Origin of the sequence: Acinetobacter sp. YH12137 (genome assembly GCF_013418535.1) — a bacterium.
Classification (GTDB): domain Bacteria; phylum Pseudomonadota; class Gammaproteobacteria; order Pseudomonadales; family Moraxellaceae; genus Acinetobacter.
The window spans coordinates 1-2,101 of the sequence record NZ_VPBW01000081.1 but is presented as its reverse complement, the minus strand read 5'-3'; the positions used below and the strand labels follow the sequence as shown (position 1 = coordinate 2,101).

Annotated in this window: 2 protein-coding genes and 1 pseudogene; all 3 read right to left on the bottom strand. The window is 39.3% G+C overall.

Features of this window, described 5'->3' with window-relative positions:
* Positions 1-138: 138 nt before the first annotated feature.
* Complete coding sequence (locus tag FTU72_RS16120) at positions 139-417, bottom strand: helix-turn-helix domain-containing protein (protein WP_166139582.1); 279 nt, start codon at positions 415-417, stop codon at positions 139-141.
* Positions 410-1,714 carry a type II toxin-antitoxin system HipA family toxin gene (locus FTU72_RS16115; RefSeq protein ID WP_166139584.1) on the bottom strand — a complete coding sequence of 435 codons (1,305 nt, stop codon included), beginning with the start codon at positions 1,712-1,714 and terminating at the stop codon, positions 410-412. Before FTU72_RS16115 ends, FTU72_RS16120 begins: the two co-directional genes overlap by 8 nt.
* Positions 1,715-1,955: 241 nt before the next feature.
* A pseudogene (locus FTU72_RS16110) lies at positions 1,956-2,101 on the bottom strand (ISNCY family transposase); the annotation flags it as partial.

The following is a 2,101-nucleotide window of genomic DNA, read 5'->3' as shown; positions in this document are numbered from 1 at the left end:
GAAAGTTGGGTGTATTTCTTCATTGTGTGCTTTCCAATTGCGAGTTGAAAAAGTCTAATGATTCTATGAATACACCTAACTTTTTCAACTAACTACAAATGTGTTGCACTTGGGATTTGAATCCACGATTATATTTTTTTACTTGGATTGAATCATAATCTTTAGACCAAAGGTATTCAAGAGTTTCATCATTGATTCCAGAGTCGGATTACTATCGGGTTGTTCCATTTTCTGCAAAGTCTGAGGTGCTATTTTTGTGATTTTAGCCATTTCATTTAAGGTCAGATGCAGCTCAGTACGGATATAACGCGCAACTTTATAAAATGGCCAGTCAGGATTGTGATTAATCATCTCTAATACTTCATGACGTTTTTTCATCTGCTCAATCGCGGTCATCGGTTTATAGCGCTTATCCATGGGCTAGCTCCTGAATCTGCTGGCATATATTTTCAATCCGGTACTGACTATTCTGCAAAATTTCCTCAGAGATCTGCAGTCTGTGCATTTCAGCCATTAATCCTTGATAAAGAGGCAATTGCTTGACAAATTCTGACTGGATTTCTTGATGTTCAATGCCCGTTTGTTCTGTAATCTGCTCAATCACCGAGCGCCATATTGGCATGCCGCCATGATCATCTTTTTCCCAGCGGGTAGTTCGTGCAATACCATCCGGATGTAACCACATTGGAGCGAAATCAAACAGGGGAGAGAGTCGGATGGTTCCATCATTAAAACGTTGAATCGCTGTATTGCGGGTATGATTATCTTTATTGCCTAAAGCCACATTGGCTAAATCCCGTTTCAAATATTCGAAAATTTCCGGTTTAGGATCTGTACAGCATTCCATCAGTAAAGCACATACCTGATTATGGGTCATTCTTACCCCAAAGCCTGCTTTATTGCTCAACGAAGCAAGGCTTTCCTGTGCAATTCTGTCTACTTTGTTATCTACAATTTTCCGGTCAAATCTTGGAATAAACAGGGTTTTGCCATGCAATTCCAGCTCAGCATAAACCCTTAAATCCAGATACTGGGCAATCTTCATATAAAGTGCTTCATGCTGCAGGATGCTTTCCAGACTTTGATCATTGCCACGGCTGAATTTAACCAGCCAGTGTTTGGCTGCCATTTCATCTGAAAGGGTATGATCCAGATAAAATAACCCATCATGGCCTTGGGTTAGTAATAGTTTTGGCCATTCACCCTGAACGCCAGAAGAACCTGCAACAAATAATCCATAGGAGGCCAGCGATTCTATAAATTTTTCTTTTCTTTCAATGATTTCGCTTAGGCTAAAACCCACATTCTCTTGCACCGGGAAATGCGCCTGCAGCCATTCAAAAGCTTCTTTCACTCGGAGGTTGCCAATGGGATTACCTGCTCCTGCTTTTAGCAAAAACCAGTCTGCCTGTTCCTGCATATTTTCGGAAAAATCTAATTGATTCAGCAGTTCTTTACGGCCGTATCCTTGAGGCAAAAGATCCATCAAAAATGCTGGCCATTGCTTTTGTAAGTTATTTTGGACATTGACTGGAAACTGATACGAAAGCGCATGTCCATCTCTCACGTCCATATGCGAGATTGCATACTCGAAAAGATAGGAAGTACGGGTCGATGCTCTCCAGCCAGCTTCATGGCTGTCTGTAAGCTCGACGATCGCGCAATCTGACCATTCATTATCTTGAAAGATCTGTAGTGTACAGTAATAATCCATATTTATATTAAAATAGAATAATAGGTGTTGTTCTAAGCATTATATTATTATTTTAGTAAAAAAATAAAGATTTAAGATGAGATTGCCCTCTAAGCTTAGATGAATCGTAAGTAACTTGGATTTCTATGCAAATAAAATCACACAATTTCTTAAAAAGCGGACATTTCTATTTTGGAGTTACATGTTTTGTTATTCACCAATTAAAATGTCTATGCGATAAACCATTTAAAATGTCCTATTTTTAACTCAGAGAGTCAAGGACAGGATTTAACTTTCTTTGTTCAATAACAGCTTTCTGAGCTTTACGACTCGGCATACTTTTCTTGAGACGGGAACGTTTATTCTGTTTCTCCAACTCTTCATGTTGTTGCTGGATATGCGCCAGAA

Coding starts and splice junctions, on each gene's coding strand:
- FTU72_RS16120 (WP_166139582.1), bottom strand. CDS start 417: ATGGATAAGCGCTATAAACCGATGACCGCGATTGAGCAGATGAAAAAA.
- FTU72_RS16115 (WP_166139584.1), bottom strand. CDS start 1,714: ATGGATTATTACTGTACACTACAGATCTTTCAAGATAATGAATGGTCA.